This window comes from Pirellulales bacterium, assembly GCA_035656635.1.
In the GTDB taxonomy this organism is placed as follows: Bacteria; Planctomycetota; Planctomycetia; order Pirellulales; family JADZDJ01; genus DATJYL01.
On the sequence record DASRSD010000162.1, the window covers coordinates 1 to 16310 of the forward strand.

Genomic DNA, 16310 nt, shown 5'->3' on the forward strand with positions numbered 1-16310 from the left:
GCTGGATTTTAACTACAAGGATGTTTGCCAGCGTCTGGACAAAATCAGCCAGGTACGCGATAAAAGGTGATTCGTGCGTGCCGGGTGTTAACCTCCCTGGTGAGATGAATTCACCGCCGCCCAGTCGCCCAGATACCAGACCCCGAGTTCTCAATGCCCAATATTGCCAGCGCCCGTAAGCGACATCGACAAAACCTCAAGCAGCGTACCCGCAACCGCGCGGCGAAAAGCGAACTGAAAACCGAAATTCACAAGGTGAATGAAACCGCGGCAGCGGGAAAATTAGCCGATGCGGAGACCGAATTCCGCACTGCCGTGGCCAAGCTCGATCGCGCCGCGGCCAAGCGAATTATTCATCCCAATCGTGCCGCCCGGTTGAAATCGCGCTTGTCGGCCCATTTGAAGTCGCTGAAGAAAAAGAACAAATAGCGCGCTGTGGTTCGCGGGCCGAATTCTGCTTCGGTCCGATCAACCGGAGCCACTGCCTTGCCCAAACCTGTGTTCCCTTCTGGCGTGAAAACGCTCCTGGCCGATCTGTGCTGGACATTGCCCTTGGGCCTGCATGTTATTGTGCTGAGCGCGCTGGCCGTGCTAGTTGTTTTGGCGGTCTTGTTGCTGCTGCGACCTTACATCATTACGCGCCTGCTGTTGTGGTTGTTTGTTAAATCGTTCTATCGGATGCGCGTTTACGGAGCCGAAAACATTCCAGCCAGCGGCGGCGCGCTCTTGGTTTGCAACCATGTTAGTTACATCGATTGGGTTTTGCTCCTTATGGCCCAGCGGCGATTTATTCGCTTTGTAATATTTGCCGGCTGGACGCGGATGCTGGTATTGCGGCATTTGCTGCGCTGGGGGCGCGCCATCCCGATTGACGCCTGGTCCGGGCCCAAGGCCATTTTGAAATCGCTCCGCAACGCCGGCGATGCGCTGGCCAGCGGCGATGTGGTTTGCATTTTCGCCGAAGGCCGCTTCACTCGCACCGGGTTTTTGCTGCCGTTTCATCGCGGGCTGGAGCAAATCGTCAAGCACAGCAACGCGCCGATTATTCCCGTATATTTGGATGAGTTGTGGGGGAGTATTTTCAGCTTTTACGGCGACCGCACTCTGTGGAAATGGCCGCGAATGGTGCCGTATCCGGTGAATGTGGCGTTCGGCAAGCCAATGCCGGCCAGCTCCAGCGCGGCGGAAGTGCGGCTGGCCGTGCAAAAGCTATCGGCCGATTGTGCCCTGGCCCGCTCTAAGGCGTGCCGATCAATCCCGCGGGAAATTGTTCGCACGGCCGGGCGGCATCCGTTTCGAACGTGTATTGTTCAGCCGGCCGAAAAGGAGCCTGCCCCTTCGCCGCTGGCAACAGGCGCCAGCCAAACTGGCCCATTCACCTATGCAGCGATTCTTGCATCTGCGATGTGTTTGGCCGGCAAATTAAAAAAATGCTTCCCAGAGTTACGGACCGAGGTTGGAAAAAATGCAATTGGCATGTGGCTTCCTCCGGGCGCCCGTGCAATCCAGGCCCATTTGGCGGCGGCATTTTGCGGGATCCCGATAGTGCCGTTTGCCGAAAAGCTGCCGTCGGACGCGATTCAATCGATTCTGCGACAATCGGCGGTGCGGCACGTTTTATCCGCAGCCAGTCATTTGCGAAGCCATCCGTTGCCGATTGCATCGAACGCGGAGCTTGCCAACATCCAGGTGATCGACCTCGAATCGCTTCTGCAATCCGCATCGCCCGCGCGGCGAATGTTGGCACAGCTGGCGGTCTGCTTGCTGCCCAGCCTAATTGTCGAGCGTTTCATTTTGCGATTGGGGGGCCATCGCTTGGATGATACTGCAGCAATTTTATTCACCCACATGCACCCATCAGATCATGCCGTCGAACCCCAGGGCGTTATGTGGAGTCATCGAAATCTCATCGCCGCCGCCAGCTCGCTGGCAAAGACGTTCGATTTGACGCCGCGCGATCGGCTGTTATGCACGCTGCCGTTGAGTCAGCCCGCTGGATTGATGTTCGCCTTGTGGACGCCGCTTTCCGTAGGCGCTTCGGTGCTGTTTGCCGGCGAATCACTTGCTGCCAAGGCGTATGGCGAGCTGTGTACCGAAAATAATTGCACGGTTTGGCTGGCATCGCCGGAGCAACTCCTGGCTGCTACGGACCAATGCCAGCCGTCTGATTTCCGCAGCCTGCGCTTGCTCATTTGCTGCGGCGTCTTGTCGCCAGAAAAAACCAAGACCTTTGCCGAGCGCTTCGGCATTGCGCCGCTGGCGGTATACCAGCGCCCGGAACTCACTTCGATTGTTACCGCCAATGTGCCAGATAAAACGCTGGAAAAATTCACGCAAATCGGCAACAAGCCCGGAACCATTGGCCAGGCCCTTCCCGGAGTTGCCTGCCGGATTGTTCATCCCGAAACGTGGGAACCGTTGCCTGCCGACCAAGTCGGTATGCTTGTGATCTCCGGGCCGTGCGTCATGCCAGGCTATTGGCACGATGAAGCCGCCACCCAGGCCGCAATGCGCGACAATTGGTTTGTAACCGGCGAGCAGGCCAGGATGGACGAAGACGGCTTCATTACCATAACCGCCCGATGATGCCCATTGACGACCGAACGGCCGCCTCAAACCAGGACGGCGAGGCCGCAAAATTCACCACACAATTTGTTCGGCGGCGAAAATCGGTCCTTCGACGCAGGTACGTTTGTAATCCCATCCGCCGTCCGATTGGCTCACTTTGGCCACACACGTAAAGCAAATGCCAATGCCGCAAGTCATGGGCGTTTCCAGCGAAACCTGGCAAGGCGTTTGGTAATCTTGGGCGATTTTCGCCACGGCGGCCATCATGGGTTCCGGACCGCAGCAGACGATTTGGCGAGAGGGCGCCGTCGATCCGTCAGGTTCAGCCAGCAATTCCCGCAACACATCCGTTACAAAGCCATGATGCCCGGCCGATCCGTCGTCGGTGCTTAAGCGAATGTCGATGCCCAGACGGCGGAAATCATCCAGCCCGGCGAAATAATCGGCGCGCCGTGCACCATAGCAAAATGTAATTTTCTTGGGATGCGGAACGCCTCGCTTGGGCTGACCGTAGCGTTTGTGACCCCGATGCTCGGCGGCCAGGGCGAGGAAAGGCGTTTGGCCTATTCCGCCGGCCACCATAATTAAATGCTCGACAGTTTGCGGCGGAAAGCCATTTCCCAGCGGGCCCCAAACTTCCAACGATTGACCTGCTGGGCTATTGGCCACGCGGCGTGTAAATTTGCCCGTGACCAGATACACGATGTCCAGCCCCAGCGGCTCGCCGCCGGACGAAAGCACGGTGTCGTACAGCGCCAGCGGCCGCCCCAAAAGCGGATCGTCGACACCCGCGCACCGGAGCATGACAAATTGACCCGGCGTAATCTGACGAGCAATTTCCGGACAAGCAAATCGTACACGATACGTGTCGCGCGCCAGCCGGATGTTTTCCATCACGGTCGTTTCTATCCATGAAGCGCGATCCGCAAAAAACGGTGCGTGCAGCGGGTTACTCATCGACGGTCGCGCTTGCCGCGCCCTCGTTGCCGATCACGACGACGCTTTTTCCGCCCGTGCACTCGCGGCGACGGGCTCCGTTCGCCTCCAATCACGGTACGTGCTTTGTTCCGACGGTCCCGATTGGCGCCCAAGGGGCTAACATCGATAGGCGAAATTTCGATGCCAGCCATTCTGTCTTTACTGGCCTCGATTTCTGCCTCATCCATCTCCTCGTCCACTTCCCGTTCGTCTGATTCCATGTCATCTTCCGATTCCCAATCATCGGATTCGTCACTCAATTTAGCGCCGTGATTAAAATCCTCCTTGCTGCTGGGCGTAAACGCAGAATCCCCTGGGTCTAAATCCGCATCAACCGGCAGCGATTTATCGATGATTGGATCAACGCCGGTTCCTTTTCCGCTTCGGCGGCCTGACCCGGCCGAACCGCTGGATTCCGCACGATCTCCTCGGCCATTTTTGCGTGGTCGCTTGCCAGATTTGCGCCCCTCCTGTGCGGCTGCATACAGTTGCTCGATTTCCTCCTGACGCAGGGGCCGGGTTTCTCCAGGCTGCAAATTCCCCAGCCGCAGCGGGCCCATTGCCACCCGTTTCAGCGACAGCACTTTGTGACCGATCCGCGCCAGCAGCCGGCGGACTTCGCGATTGCGGCCTTCATCCAGCACGATTTCCAACAGCGTGCTGTGGCGGTGGCTGCGGCGCACGCTGACGCGCTTGGCATGGGCGTATCCTTCGGCCAAATGCACGCCGCGTTGCAATTTTGCCAGTGCTTCCGGCGTGGGAACTCCTGCCACCAAGGCCACGTAGATTTTTTCCACTCCATAGCGCGGATGCGTGAGCAAGTCGGTCAAGACGCCGTCGTTAGTAACCAAAATTAATCCCGAGCTCGATTGATCGAGCCGGCCCACCGTAAACAGCCGCTGCTGACTGGGCGCAAAATCGATCACGCGCGGCCGGCCCGAAGGATCGTGATTCGTAGAAAGAACGCCCGCTGGCTTGTTGACCAAAAAGTACAATTTGCGTTTGGGGCGATGAACCAACTCGCTGTCGACGCGGATTTTTTGTTGGATGGGATCAACTCGAATTCCCAATTCCGTAACCGTTTGGCCATCGACATCAACGCGCCCCTGACGAATCAGTTCTTCGCATTGCCGCCGACTGCCAATTCCCGCCGCCGCCAAAATTTTTTGCAGGCGCACGCCGGCCGCGTCGTTTTTAGCGCGTGAAGGTGTCTTGCGGCTTCGCAGTTTTCGGTGGTGGTTTTTTTTTAACTGCATCTGTGTTCGGCCCTCTCGCGGACGCCAAGCGTTTGGTTTGGCAAACCCTCCGGTTCGCTCTGCGGAAATAAGTTTCTCCATCATAGCCCAGACGCAATTTTGTTTTCAGGCCGGGCGCAAACCCATTGGTGGGGGCGTCGATTTTTGGCCCCTCCCTAATTGGGTGAGCTGAACGGAACCGCACGCGTCAAATCTATCAAAATCCTAACAAACTACTTGCTGTCATCACATTCTGTGGCAATAATCAGCCTGTATAAACGTAAAGCGTTATCGCCTGGGGAGTGAGGGATCGCGGTCCAAGGAGATACCCCAGAACCAAAAAAACATTCTGAGAAATTCAGCCGCCTGGGGTGCGTATTTCGGAGGCGCGCTGGTTTCTTTGCAAGTCAATTGATGGTCCGTGGTTAGACGGTAATGCCGTCTCCCGTGGACCCAGCGGAACAGACTCATTACCAATCTGTGGAAGAGCACCATGAGCAGATTCCCTCTGCGCGGGATGCAAATCCAAAGCGAAAACAAGAACCATTCATCTTTCACCATTTGTGCGATGCGAAGAGCTGTGGAGAACTCTTATTATGAAAAGAATTAGCCTCCTTGGATTTTGCGGCGCGGCATTTCTATTGGCAATTTCTGTGCAACGTGTGCATGCCCAAACCACCATTGCCGACTGGACCTTTGAAAGCAACGGACCGGTCGGAACCACAACGACAGAGGCGAGTTTTCCCGCGTTCAGCCCGGAAACAGGCGCGGGATCGGCTTCAGCGGCACATGCAAACGCTCTGGCAGTTTATACCGGACCCGCCGGAAATGGTTCGTCGCATTCCTTCAGTTCGAATCAATGGCAAGTGAACGATTACTATCAGTTCCAGGTGAACACAACGGGCTTCTCCAGCATTAGCTTGACCTGGGATCAGGCCAGCAGCACCACCGGCCCGAAAAACTGGCTGTTGGAATACAGCACCGACCCCACTTTTACTACTTTTACTACTTTCGAAAACTATTCGGTGTTCGCCAGCGCAGTGCCTCCTATTGGCCCTCCGGGCGCTCAGCCTTGGACGGCCGGGACAAATCAACCGGTATTCGCACTCCGGGCAGGGCTGGGCACGGCCGTGGGCAATCTATCGACGATTTATTTCCGCCTCGTCGACAGTTCCACGGTGAGTGAAGGAGGGAACACACCCCCTGTGGTCGCCACCGGCGGCACGGACCGCGTGGATAACTTCATTGTTACTGGACTTAACCCGTTGTACTGGGATGGGAACACGTCTGGTGTCGGCGGCGCCCATGGTTCCACGGATGTTTGGGACCAAAGCTCCAGTGCCAACTGGAGCACTAGCGCGACCGGCGGCAGCACCGTAACCTATAGCACTGCTTCCACATCTCCGGCACAATTCGACGGTACGCCTGGCACGGTCACGGTCGCCGGCGCCGGTGTCAATGTGCAAGGGGGAATGATTTTTAACAAAGACAGCTATATTCTTTCCGGCGGTACCATAACGCTCGATACATCGAGCAACGTGCTGGGAAATTCCGTGGCGGTCAATAATGCGGGGCAAACGGCCAAAATCTATTCGCAGATTGATGGAACCGTTGGCCTGCAGTTATCCGGCGCCGGGACGGTGTTGCTCGATCCGACGCAAAACCCCACGTCCCACGCCACGGAAGTTTTCTCGGGCAACCTGTCGTTGTTCAGCGGCACCCTTTCGATTTCCAAGCTCTCCGTATTAGGCACAAATTATCTGAATTCCGGGGGAGGCAATTTGATCCTGTCCGGAGGGACGCTCCAAATTACCACGCCTGAATCCGATACGTTTATCAACAACGTGACGGGAAATCCCAGCCAGAATGGCGGATTGGATATTCCCGCCGGCGGAACATTCACGATCACCGGCAACTTGGCGACCGACAGCGGCAACCCAAACGACGCTCCCGAACTCACGCTGTTCAACAAGGGAACCGTGGTCTTGAACACCTCCAGCGGAAATAACAATTTCCTGAGCGGCGTTTCCTTCAATGATACCGGCACGCTCAAAATTACCGATGGCACGGGAACGCTGCGCCTGGAAAATAGCAATACTTCCGTCGTCAATGCGCGAAACGCCACGGGAACGGCAACCATCCTTGGAAACATTTCCGACTTGGACATCGAGCGAACGAGAACCATCAATGTCACGTCCCCGACGGGCGCATTGGTCATCAATGGCAACCTCTCGATGGGTTCCGGCTTAAGCTTGGATTCCATCGGAACTATGACCATTAATGGAACCGTGTCGGTGGCCAGCGACGTCGCCGCCCAGTTCACCGATGCGGGCACCGGGTTGGCGATCATTAACGGGAATCTCAGCGCACATGAAAATATGCAGTTCTCCGGCACGGATGAGGTGGATCTGAACGGCCTGGATAACTCCGGAAGCAACGGTTCAAAACCGTCAGCCAGCGGCCTGGTGTTCGTGTCGATTGGAACCTCCGACGCCGCCGGCCCGGTCCTGAAGATTCTCAACAACAACAGTCTCGGCAGCGGCACCCGCACCATTGAATTCAACTCCGGATCGTTGGTGAACAACTCGGCATCGGTCGGACCGGCGACTACCATTGAGTTTCCCAGCGCTGTCACGCTGTCGATTGGTGGCGAAGGCTCCAGTAACCCGGCCGTTTTTGCGTCGGGTCCTAATTTCACGTTCGACGGCTCGGTAAACGTGTTCAAGGCAAGTAGCGCGACGACGAATATACCGAACGTGAGATTTAGCGTTAACAATAACACCACGTTCAATAACGGATGGGATCCCTCCACGACTTTCGCTACAGGAACCCCGGGCACCAACGCCGGCGTTACGATTCAGGGCATCGGCGATTTAACCGTCAACGGCAATACCTCGTTTGGCGAAATTTATGAAGATTTACCGCTGACCATTCAAGACCACGTGACGGTGGACCTGAACGGCGCCATGAAGCAATTCACTAGTGCTGGAAATGCCGGCACGCCTTGGAGTGCCTTTAGCATCACGCTGGCCGGCCAAAGCAAGCTGCGGATCGACCCCAACGGCGTGCTTCCCACAGCCACGGCATTAACCTTCGGTAGCAATACCAGCGGCAATAGCCTCAACGGCGGGACTTTGGCTCTCCAGGGGCACGCTCAAACATTGAACACCATTTCGCTGGTGGCGCAGTCCGTCACCGCGGCCACGCCGTTGTCGACCATCGACATAGGCGGCACGGGTGGCAGCCTCACGTTCACCGGCGGAGCGACAGGCTGGAGCACGTTGAGCGCTCCAAACGGCCCCTACTTGCGCATCAGCAATTGGGTGCCCAATGCCGGCGGTGCAACGGCCGGTCCGGCGATTACCCCGTTAATCATTGGCGCAGGCGGGAGCCTTACCACCCAACTAGCTCAAATCCATTTCACCGGTTATACCACCGGCGCCCAGCAACTGCCCAGCGGCGAGGTAATTCCGGCCGCGACTTCCACGCCGCTGCTCAAAGGGGACGTGAATGACGATGGGCACGTCAATTCCAACGATATTAGTTCGCTGGAAGAAGCCTTGACCAACCCAACTCAATATTTCGCCGATCTGGCAACCGCCGGCCATCCCGGATTCGATGTGGCCGATTTGCAAGATGTGGGCGACTTGACGAGCGATGGCGTTGTGACCAACGTCGATGTGCAAGGACTGTTGAATTATTTGATCGCAGGTCACGGGAATACCGCTGCTGTGCCCGAGCCCTCGACATTGGTTCTGGGACTGCTGGGCGCGGTAAGTGCGATTGGCATCGGCCTGAAGCGCCGCCGTGCGGTTGCATAAACAAGCAGCGCCCTGGCAAGTTGTAATTTAATCTTACGGCGCAGTCTTAATCGCCGTGCCATACGCTACCGGCGCCGGCGCGTTGAAAGTTCCCGGCATGGGGGCAATCGACCCCAATGGTAGCGCGCCACTTGTCGATGGCGGCGAAATAGCCGACGGGGTTCCCATCGGTGGCGTGGCCGTGGACGGCGGTAAGTAAACTGCTCCCGGCGGCGGATAGCCCGGCGCCGCGGTGGCGGGCGGATACACAGCCGGCCCGTACACAGGACCCGCGGGATAGACAACTTGCGCCGGCGGATAACCTGACGCTGGCGGCGAAACCTCTGGCCACGGTCCATGCGTTTGCAGTTTGCTGGCATCCGGATCGGGGCGAGGATTGATAAAGCCCCGCGGCCGCGCGCCCGTTATATCTCCCCCCACCGTCGGATCGGGATACGGATCATATTTATTGGCTTCGACCAGCTTCTGCGATTCCGGCCGCGGATCATACAACATCGGCAGCCCCGTGCCGGCGCAGCCGGTCAGCGCGCTGGCCAGCATGACCTCCAGTGCAATATGAAGATGGCGCCCTCGGAACATAGTTCATTCCCGGAATCGGGGTGGTTTTGGGAGAGAAGGGTCGAAATTCTAACGCAGCGCCGCGCGGCCGGCCAGATCGATTCGCCTGCGAATGCATTGCTGGCATGTTGCCACGGCTTTCGCCAACCCGCTGGCTTGCCGCTATTGTAATAGCACAAATCTAATTTCGAGTGGCAGCAGCATGATCGAAAACCGCACGATTACGGGAGATAAATATCCAGTAGCGTGGCGGACCGCACGGGAATTAGTTCGCACTTTCCTAGTGCGGCCGGCAGCAACCAAGTTTGACCATGTTCGGCCGGCTGCGGCGCAGGATCGCCGGCGATTTGAAGATCGCCTTCCAGCACCGCTAGCAGATGAAACCGTCCGTCGCCGCCAATCGATTGCGGTTGCGTCAGCCGCCAGCGATCGAGCACGAACTTTTCGCACGCTACCAATCGCTGCACGTGGGCCTGCTCCGTCGGCTGCGGTTGCTGAAGATGTAGCGGGCCTAACGAGTAATCGATGGCCGCTAGCGCTTGTTCAATGTGCAACGGGCGCGGACGGCCATCGGCGTCCAGGCGGTTCCAATCGAACAGGCGAAACGTGGCGTCGCTGGATTGTTGAATTTCCGCAATCACCAAACCAGCGCCCAGGGCGTGCACCGCGCCGGCGGGGAGGAATAAGCAATCGCCCGGCCGTGGCTCCAAGCGGTGCAAGCACAATTCGCAGGTGCCGCGCTGCACTTCGCGCTCCAGTGCCGCGCGATCGAACCCGCGCTTCAGCCCCGCGTAAATGACGCTTCCCGGCTCAGCCTCCAACACCACCCACGCCTCGGTTTTGCCTAAATCCGGCGGATGCAATTGGGCCGCCTGGGCATCGGTCGGATGCACTTGCACCGACAAGGTTCGCTCGCAATCGAGAAACTTGAACAGCAAGGGAAAGCCCGCCTGCGGATGATGGAGTCCCAGCAGCTCCGCGCCGCCGGTGCGCATCAATTCACCCAGCGTAGTCCCGGCCAGCGGCCCAAAGGCCACGCAACTTTGATCGGCCCCCCGATCGACCACTTCCCAGCTTTCGGCGTAATCGCTTTCTTCGCCAATCGGCTTGCCCAACAGCATGCCCAATTTGCGGCCGCCCCAAATGTAACGCCGCAACAAGGGTTCAAATCGCAATGGATAAAGCGACAGCATCGAAGGGTGAACTCAAATGATAAGATGCCGAACCCTATTGCCAACCGTAACCTTCCAAAATGCGGCCAATCCAAAATGCGGACACCGACGACACCAGCATCAGCAGCATTTGGCCCAGACTGATGGTCCCCTGCAACTGTAGCACAATCGAGGCGGGGGGCAGCACCAAGCCCACAATTTGCAATAAGCGGCCGATACTTGCCATGATGACAATACTAAACCCAGGTCATGCGCGGCACCGCTCGCGCCAGATCGTTCAGGAGCGGCAGTGGCAAACGGACGGATTGCCATCATAATGTGCTAAACAAAATCATTCCATGAGCTTGCAGAATTCTACTCCTCTTCCGCCGGACGAAAACATCGCTGCGGCCGCAGTAGGTAATCGAACCGCCGGGCGATCGTTGGGCACACTGCTGTGGCGAGCCGCTCGGCTGCGCTGCCCCGTCTGCGGCCAAGGCCGATTATTTCGCGGCTGGTTCCGCATGTACGAAGTGTGCGAATGTTGTGGCTTTCGTTTCGAGCGCAGCCCCGGTTACTGGCTGGGTTCAATTTTTGTGAACTACGGCCTGACGGCGCTCATCGTGACTGGGGCCTATTTTGCGCTGTACTTCACCGAAGCCTTACCGCAAGACTGGATTATGCGGTTGCTATTGGCTTTTTGCGTGCTGTTTCCGCTCTGGTTTTTTCGCTATGCCCGCAGTGCCTGGATTGCCATCGATATGTACTTTGATCCCGAACCACCGGCGAAAATTACAGCGGCCAGCACAACCGAGCGAAAACGATAGAGGCACAATCGCTGCGCGCGCGGAACGCTAAACTTCGACCAGCTCGCCGCGTTCCACAGGCTCTGCTCGCGGCAATTCTGCAGCCGCTGCGGCCGGCGCGAGCGGCTTTTTCGGCCCCCCTTCGCCCGCTGAATTTTGTGCGGCATTGCGGGCCCGAGCTTTCTTCACTTCAAAGTACATGTACACGCAAAAACAAGTGAACACGGTGTACGGCATCCCCATCATAAACAAGATGCTGTAAAAGTATCCCTTCACCATGTGCTCGTGTTCCGGGTCGTTGGCCGCCGCGGCTTCGCTACACGTAGGACAAGCCCAAGCCGTATGGGCCGTAGAAAGCAGCCCCACCAGCGCAATCAGCAGCGGCGCGAAAAATCTACGGATGAAAGCGCTGGAAGCCGTGCGTTTCATGGTTCGGTTACCCTCCGGTCACAACTACAGGCGTATTGATTGTATCGTCGATTCTGCTGGACGGGTAGAGATGATACAGCATCAAATAAATCACCACTCCCGTAATCGAAACATAGAGCCAAATGGGAAACGTCCATTGCGACCAGCGGCGGTGCGCTTCCCGCCGATCGCGCAAGCCCAAGTAAATGGTTCGTCCGGCTAAAACAGGCACCGCGGCCGCCAAAATGACGTGGCTGATGAGAATCGCAAGGTACACCGTGCGAACCGGCTCCGGGCCCAGGAACTTCACATGGCCTGCCTGAACATGGTAAGTGAGATAGCACGCCAAAAACAGCATCGACACGCCAAATGCGGCCAGCATCACCCATTTGTGAGCTGTTTCCCGCCGCTGCTTGATCAGCCAATACCCGGCAATCAACAGCACGGTGGCCGTGGCGTTGAGCGAAGCGTTGACGGTGGGCAAATATTCGATCACGCGGGGCACAACTAACTTTCGCGTTTGGGGCGAGTGAATTCTGGGCAGGATTAAACCGACGAATCACGGTGCCTGTGCGGCATTGCTGGCGGAGTCTGTCGCGTCGCTGGCGGGATTGGCCTCGGCAGCCGGCTTTTCGTCTAGCAGTTGCCGAACCAGCGTTTTCAATTCCTCGAGTTTTGATGCATCCAGCAAATCAAAGCTGTTGCGAATTTGGCCCTGACGATCGATCACCAGCGCGCGATTCAAGTGCGAGCCTTCCTGAACGTACTGCAGAAAAACATCGTGGCCAATGCGTTTGATGTACTCCAAGTCGCCGGTCAAAAACACCCAGCGGAACGGATCGGCCGAAAGGCGGTCGGCATATCGGGAAAGCACCTCGGGGGAATCATTTTTGGGATCGCAGGTAATGCTCACCAACCGCAAATCGGTATTCTTGAATTCTTCCGAAACCGCCTTCAACGCCTGGTTTTGCTGCCAGCAAGGACCGGGGCAACTGGCAAAGAAAAAGCTGCTAACCCACACATGCCCTTTCAATTCGCTGGAATCGAACTGGCGGCCGCTGCGCTCCACCAGTTTGAAATCTTTAATCGGTGGGCCCGCCGGGGGCGCCGGCGGATAGTTTGCTTGCCAAGCCGGCGTGTTGGCATGTCGCGGTTCCTCGCCATGAAAGGTGCGCCAAGCCAGCCATGAGCCGTACGCTGCCGAACTTACCACGGCCAACATCAACCAAAACACCAGCGCTTTGCTTTTCATGTTGCATCTCCCGTCGATCGAACCGAGGCCACGCGCCAGGCCAAACCAAACATGGCGACGACAAACGCCAGCGTGACCAACGTGCAAAACCAGGCCGAAGGCAACCCGGCCAAAACCGTGTCTTTCACTGCCGGATCGGCTCCCCAATATAAAATGTGCCGCAGCAGCGCCAGGCAATAGGTCAGTGGATTGAAGCGAATGACCCAGCCGATCCAATTATTTCCGGGCGGGGCCAGCGCGCCAGACAGCAGCCACATCGGCAGTAAAAACACCATCATAATGGCGTGAAAGCCCTGCGTCGATTGCATCGGCCAAGCAATCGCCAGCCCTAGCGAAGTCAGCGCGATGCCAATGACAAACAGCAGCACCAGCACCGCCGGCACGGTCAGCAGCGTCAGCGGCACCTGCAGCGTGAAGCATAGCAGCATGAACACTGCGGCATGCGCCAATGCAATCAGCGCGCCCCCCAGCACTTTGCCCGTCACCACCGACCACCGCGGCACCGGCGCCACCAAAACCGATTGCAAAAATCCTTCCCGGCGATCTTCTATCACCGAAATCGTGGCGAAAATGGCCGTGAACAAAATAATCATCACCAGCGTGCCGGGGAAAAAATATTGCGCGTAAGAAACCGCCGCCGGAACTTGGGCCGCTGGGCCCGATGCCGCAGCAGTGCTCGAAGCTTGTCCCGCGGCGCCCGCGCTCATTTGAAACGAGGTGCCAAATAATGCGCTGAACAAAATCCAGAAAATAATTGGCTGCCCCAGCGCCGCAAACACCCGATTCCCCTGCCGAATGAAGCGCACCCATTCGCGGCGACACAACGTCCAGGCCGCCAGCCATGGGCGGGGTCGAATTACCGCCAGCGGTGGCGCATTTGGCCGATCGGCATCGGATGTCGGCAATGGCGTGGTGATGGCACTCATGATTCTGCAACCGTGTTCCGTTTCATTTTAGTGCCGACGCTTTTTCGGAGACGGCGCTTCTTCGTCTACTGATTCCAGCCGGCGTCCCGTGCGGTCGATGAACACGTCTTCCAGCGTCGGCTTGCCCAAGGTAATGGCATTGATTTGCCCCGGAAACGCTGCGACCAATTTGGCGATCCACTCCTGGCCTTCGGGCAGCTCCAGCCGCACGTTTCCTTCGATGACGCCGGCGGTGCGGCCAAAGCGATCGCGGATTCCCGCCGCCACCACTTCCGGCGTGGCGGTTTGAATGGTAATGGCATCGCCGCCTACGGTGGACCGCAAAGCATCAGGCGTATCGAGGGCCACCAATTGACCGCGATCCAAAATAGCAATCCGATCGGCCTTGTCGGCTTCCTCCAGCAAATGCGTGGTCAGCACCACCGTAACGCCATCTTGCTCGCGCAGTTGCTGCAAATAACTCCACACGTCGCCGCGCGCCGCTGGATCCAAGCCCGTGCTCGGTTCATCGAGCAACAACAGCCGCGGATGATGCAACAGCCCTTTGGCCAATTCCACGCGCCGCCGCAAACCGCCGGACAGCGTTTCGACCTGATCGCGCACACGGTCGGTCAATTTGAATCGCTCCAGCAGCGTTTGGCTGCGACGCTGCAAATCGGCCCCGCTTAAGCCGTACAAATGCCCTTGATGCAATAAATTTTCGCCGACGGTCAGCTTCCGATCCACGCTAGGCGATTGAAACACCACGCCAATGTGGGCCCGAATTTCGCCGATTTGCCGTCGCAGGTTGAAGCCTAAAACGCTGGCTTCCCCCTGTTGGAGCGGCAGCAACGTGGAGAGCAGGCGAAACAAGGTCGATTTTCCGCCGCCGTTGGGGCCCAGGAACACAAACACTTCCCCCGGGGCAATTTCAAACGACACTTCTTTCAAGGCCTGCCGCTGGCCGTAGAAATGGCTAACACCGTCGACAGCAATGGCGGGCAAGTTACTCATGACTCAGGTTCGGTCGCCGAATGCTCCGCCGGGCGCGGAGCAGGCTGATCGGGCCGCGGCTCAGCCGAGTAAAATTTCTTTTCTTCAGAGGCATGGTGCAATCGCAGGCCGACGTCGGGCACCAGCATCAAAATCAAAAAAATCGACATCAGCATCGCCGGAATCGTCAACACAAATTTCCAATTGGCTTCCCACCAAATATGCATGAAGCACAAAATCACCAACAGCGCTTTGGTGCAGGACACCGCCATCATCATCATGTCGCTCTCGGCACGGGAGAAATGCGAACGCCACCAGTTCGAAGTGGTGCAAAACGAAAGCGTGGTCAGAAAACACAGTGCAATAAACACGTAAATGTATTTGGCGTTGCCGCCGGAATGACCAGCATGGCCGCTGTGTGCGCCGTGGTCGTCATGCCCGTGGGCGCCAGCGCCTTGCACATCGTGTGCGGGTCCTGTGCCGTGCGTTTCCACTACCGGTCCGTGCGATTGCGATGAATGTTCCGACATCGGCGAACTCCAAAAGCGAATTGCTAATCGCTAACTGCTGACTCAGTTCAAAACAAATACAACAGCGGGAACAGGAAAATCCACACCAGGTCGACAAAGTGCCAATACAAGCCGGTATTTTCCAGAAATCCCGCTCGCGAGGCGTTTAACTCCATCGTCATCAAAATCACAAATACAATCAATCCAACAATCACGTGCAGGGCGTGAAAGCCGGTCAGCAAAAAATACGTGCTGGCCCACAGGTTGCCGCCGGGAACGACAAACGGCAGCTTAATCCACGAATATTGCTCGTTCAGCCCCGGGTGCTCTTCCTTTTCCCAGGGCAGACCGGAGGCATTTTCGTCCGGGGGTGGATAAATTTTGTTGGTCACCTGCACCAGATCAACGGTCGGGTCTTCCAACTTCAAATCCGTCGATAAATCGTTGCAAGTTTGCATCCGGAATTTCAATTCCGCCAACCGCGGCGAAATGGCCTCGTAATTGGCCCGCACTTCGTCCGACCAGGGTTTCTTTTCTAGTTCGTCCAGTTGCTTTTTTTGCTTGTCGCTCAGGCCTGCGACCAGAGCGTTGGTTTCCTCGCTGTATTGATCCTTCAAGTTTTTCAGCCGCTCGCGCACCGCCGAGCCGTATTCCAAGTTCGCCCTTTCGTAGATTTGGCTGTGGGGCTTCCAGGGATACAACCCGTGCGCAAATTTTGCCTTGTACTCGTAAGCTTTAACCCCCAGGAACACGCATCCCAGCACGAACGTAATCAGCGTAAACATTTTAGCCGCACGCACATTGTTGGCCCTGGCAGCTTCCATGGCCAGCACCACCGTCACGCTGGAGCAAATCAGCACGAAGGTGTTGAACGCGCCGATCGGCTCGCTCAAGTGCACCTCGTGGGTTTGCGGCCACGCCGGAGCTCCAAACCGCAGCACCACAAACGTGCCGATTAGCCCGGCAAAAAACATAATTTCTGTCGACAAAAACAGCCACACAATGGTTTTGCCCAGCGGCAGGGGCAAACCCGGCTGGTATTGCAGCTTGATGTGTGGGGCGTGATGTTCGCCGGCGTGAGCAGCAGTGGCCATACGATTTATTTTTTCAGTTCGATAAAGTGAAA

At 57.2% G+C, this 16310-nt stretch carries 16 protein-coding genes; 4 read left to right on the top strand and 12 right to left on the bottom strand.

The genetic code is table 11. The features are described 5' to 3' along the window. Positions 1–153 precede the first annotated feature (153 nt). Both rpsT and VFE46_16730 read left to right on the top strand, forming a co-directional pair. A complete protein-coding gene (gene rpsT, locus VFE46_16725) occupies positions 154–429 on the top strand; it encodes a 30S ribosomal protein S20 (protein HZZ29644.1) in 276 nt (91 codons plus the stop codon). 57 nt (positions 430–486) lie between these two features. Continuing rightward, complete coding sequence (locus VFE46_16730; GenBank protein HZZ29645.1) at positions 487–2586, top strand: AMP-binding protein; 2100 nt, start codon at positions 487–489, stop codon at positions 2584–2586. Positions 2587–2640: 54 nt separating this feature from the next. On the opposite strand, the gene VFE46_16735 is transcribed toward VFE46_16730, so the two are convergent. Together VFE46_16735 and VFE46_16740 are read right to left on the bottom strand one after the other, a co-directional pair. After that, positions 2641–3525, bottom strand: a complete 885-nt coding sequence (locus tag VFE46_16735) for a dihydroorotate dehydrogenase electron transfer subunit (protein HZZ29646.1) — start codon at positions 3523–3525, stop codon at positions 2641–2643. Beyond that, complete coding sequence (locus tag VFE46_16740; GenBank protein HZZ29647.1) at positions 3522–4724, bottom strand: pseudouridine synthase; 1203 nt, start codon at positions 4722–4724, stop codon at positions 3522–3524. The genes VFE46_16735 and VFE46_16740 overlap by 4 nt, the downstream gene beginning before the upstream one ends. Before the next feature lie 653 nt (positions 4725–5377). Between VFE46_16740 and VFE46_16745 the strand changes: the two genes are divergently transcribed. After that, positions 5378–8602, top strand: coding sequence for a dockerin type I domain-containing protein (locus VFE46_16745; GenBank protein HZZ29648.1), 3225 nt, complete (start codon positions 5378–5380; stop codon positions 8600–8602). Between the two features lie 33 nt (positions 8603–8635). Here the strand turns inward: VFE46_16745 and VFE46_16750 are convergent, their stop codons facing one another. The 3 genes from VFE46_16750 to VFE46_16760 form a co-directional block, all read right to left on the bottom strand. Beyond that, on the bottom strand, positions 8636–9181 hold the full coding sequence (locus VFE46_16750) for a hypothetical protein (protein ID HZZ29649.1): 546 nt from the start codon (positions 9179–9181) through the stop codon (positions 8636–8638). Positions 9182–9381: 200 nt separating this feature from the next. Beyond that, a complete protein-coding gene (locus VFE46_16755; GenBank protein HZZ29650.1) occupies positions 9382–10353 on the bottom strand; it encodes a type I phosphomannose isomerase catalytic subunit in 972 nt (323 codons plus the stop codon). Between the two features lie 34 nt (positions 10354–10387). Then, positions 10388–10558 (bottom strand): hypothetical protein, encoded by a 171-nt coding sequence (locus tag VFE46_16760; protein ID HZZ29651.1) that lies wholly within the window; start codon positions 10556–10558, stop codon positions 10388–10390. Positions 10559–10670: 112 nt separating this feature from the next. Here VFE46_16760 and VFE46_16765 point away from each other — a divergent pair, with 112 nt between their 5' ends. Further along, positions 10671–11138 carry a DUF983 domain-containing protein gene (locus tag VFE46_16765; GenBank protein ID HZZ29652.1) on the top strand — a complete coding sequence of 156 codons (468 nt, stop codon included), beginning with the start codon at positions 10671–10673 and terminating at the stop codon, positions 11136–11138. A 27-nt stretch (positions 11139–11165) separates the two neighbouring features. Here VFE46_16765 and VFE46_16770 read toward each other — a convergent pair whose 3' ends face one another. The 7 genes from VFE46_16770 to VFE46_16800 all read right to left on the bottom strand — a co-directional run. Further along, on the bottom strand, positions 11166–11546 hold the full coding sequence (locus tag VFE46_16770; protein ID HZZ29653.1) for a hypothetical protein: 381 nt from the start codon (positions 11544–11546) through the stop codon (positions 11166–11168). Positions 11547–11553: 7 nt separating this feature from the next. Continuing rightward, positions 11554–12030, bottom strand: coding sequence for a DUF420 domain-containing protein (locus VFE46_16775; GenBank protein ID HZZ29654.1), 477 nt, complete (start codon positions 12028–12030; stop codon positions 11554–11556). A 54-nt stretch (positions 12031–12084) separates the two neighbouring features. Beyond that, a complete protein-coding gene (locus VFE46_16780; protein HZZ29655.1) occupies positions 12085–12777 on the bottom strand; it encodes an SCO family protein in 693 nt (230 codons plus the stop codon). Beyond that, entirely contained in the window at positions 12774–13703 is a 930-nt protein-coding gene (locus VFE46_16785; protein ID HZZ29656.1) for an ABC transporter permease, read from the bottom strand. Before VFE46_16785 ends, VFE46_16780 begins: the two co-directional genes overlap by 4 nt. 27 nt (positions 13704–13730) lie before the next feature. Next, the gene (locus VFE46_16790) at positions 13731–14696 is read right to left on the bottom strand and encodes an ABC transporter ATP-binding protein (GenBank protein ID HZZ29657.1); all 966 of its coding nucleotides are present in this window, start codon (positions 14694–14696) and stop codon (positions 13731–13733) included. Next, positions 14693–15205, bottom strand: a complete 513-nt coding sequence (locus VFE46_16795) for a cytochrome C oxidase subunit IV family protein (GenBank protein ID HZZ29658.1) — start codon at positions 15203–15205, stop codon at positions 14693–14695. Before VFE46_16795 ends, VFE46_16790 begins: the two co-directional genes overlap by 4 nt. A gap of 47 nt (positions 15206–15252) precedes the next feature. Further along, positions 15253–16310: heme-copper oxidase subunit III (locus tag VFE46_16800; protein ID HZZ29659.1), on the bottom strand; the 1058-nt coding region annotated here is incomplete at its 5' end.

What these genes read in the sequence shown, in the direction of transcription:
- VFE46_16770 (HZZ29653.1), bottom strand. Translation starts at nt 11,546, where the DNA reads ATGAAACGCACGGCTTCCAGCGCTTTCATCCGTAGATTTTTCGCGCCG.
- VFE46_16755 (HZZ29650.1), bottom strand. Translation starts at nt 10,353, where the DNA reads ATGCTGTCGCTTTATCCATTGCGATTTGAACCCTTGTTGCGGCGTTAC.
- VFE46_16790 (HZZ29657.1), bottom strand. Translation starts at nt 14,696, where the DNA reads ATGAGTAACTTGCCCGCCATTGCTGTCGACGGTGTTAGCCATTTCTAC.
- VFE46_16760 (HZZ29651.1), bottom strand. Translation starts at nt 10,558, where the DNA reads ATGGCAAGTATCGGCCGCTTATTGCAAATTGTGGGCTTGGTGCTGCCC.
- VFE46_16750 (HZZ29649.1), bottom strand. Translation starts at nt 9,181, where the DNA reads ATGTTCCGAGGGCGCCATCTTCATATTGCACTGGAGGTCATGCTGGCC.
- VFE46_16795 (HZZ29658.1), bottom strand. Translation starts at nt 15,205, where the DNA reads ATGTCGGAACATTCATCGCAATCGCACGGACCGGTAGTGGAAACGCAC.
- rpsT (HZZ29644.1), top strand. Translation starts at nt 154, where the DNA reads ATGCCCAATATTGCCAGCGCCCGTAAGCGACATCGACAAAACCTCAAG.
- VFE46_16765 (HZZ29652.1), top strand. Translation starts at nt 10,671, where the DNA reads ATGAGCTTGCAGAATTCTACTCCTCTTCCGCCGGACGAAAACATCGCT.
- VFE46_16735 (HZZ29646.1), bottom strand. Translation starts at nt 3,525, where the DNA reads ATGAGTAACCCGCTGCACGCACCGTTTTTTGCGGATCGCGCTTCATGG.
- VFE46_16785 (HZZ29656.1), bottom strand. Translation starts at nt 13,703, where the DNA reads ATGAGTGCCATCACCACGCCATTGCCGACATCCGATGCCGATCGGCCA.
- VFE46_16745 (HZZ29648.1), top strand. Translation starts at nt 5,378, where the DNA reads ATGAAAAGAATTAGCCTCCTTGGATTTTGCGGCGCGGCATTTCTATTG.
- VFE46_16780 (HZZ29655.1), bottom strand. Translation starts at nt 12,777, where the DNA reads ATGAAAAGCAAAGCGCTGGTGTTTTGGTTGATGTTGGCCGTGGTAAGT.